We start from the raw sequence: 673 nt of genomic DNA, 5'->3' as shown, positions 1-673 counted from the left end.
CATCGGACAGTGCGATCGCGTCGGGCCGCTCGGCGGCGCGCTCCGCGAACACCTCCGGGATGCGGCGTGGCGTGGTGCTCGGGGCGCGCGACGGGCGTCCGAGCGCCAGCACCTGTTCGCGCTCGGCCTCGTCGAAGATGTCGTTCCCCGCCGTCCGGTGGGCTTCGACCAGATGCCGGACGAACCGGGTGGCGACCGGCAGGCTCACCGCGCCCGGCCGGTAGTGGCACCGCAGCCCGCCCGCGCGGCCGACCGTGACGGTCAGCGGGAACGGCGGCGCCAGACATGGCACGTACTCCCCTGTATCACTGGAATCATGGCCGTCGAGGTCGAACAGTATCCCCGCACCGGCGAGCCGCTCCCCCGGCTCATACCGTGCGAGGACGGCGGCGAGCGCCGCCTTCCACCCTTCCGGGTCGCGGTCGGTGCCGGATGGCAGTGACACCCGGAACTCGGCGGGCTCGTAGTGGCCGAGCCCCCGGTCACCCAGTCCCCACACCGGTACGTGGTCGGCGCCGGACGGGCGAGCCGTTGACCGCTCGGGGCCCGGTCCGCCCTCCGCCGCCGCGGTGGCGAGCAGGCGAAGCGCCGGGCCGTCGAAGGCGGCCTGGTGCGCGACGATCACCAGATCCGCCCGGCCGTCGGGGTACTCGATCAGCGCGCCCCGCGCCCC

Annotated in this window: 1 pseudogene; it reads right to left on the bottom strand. The window is 74.9% G+C overall.

The features are described from left to right. Positions 1–673, bottom strand: a pseudogene (locus tag CFP71_RS42700) (peptide synthetase); the annotation flags it as partial.

Source organism: Amycolatopsis thailandensis (genome assembly GCF_002234405.1).
Lineage (GTDB): Bacteria > Actinomycetota > Actinomycetes > Mycobacteriales > Pseudonocardiaceae > Amycolatopsis > Amycolatopsis thailandensis.
This window is presented reverse-complemented; position numbering and strand designations above follow the sequence as displayed.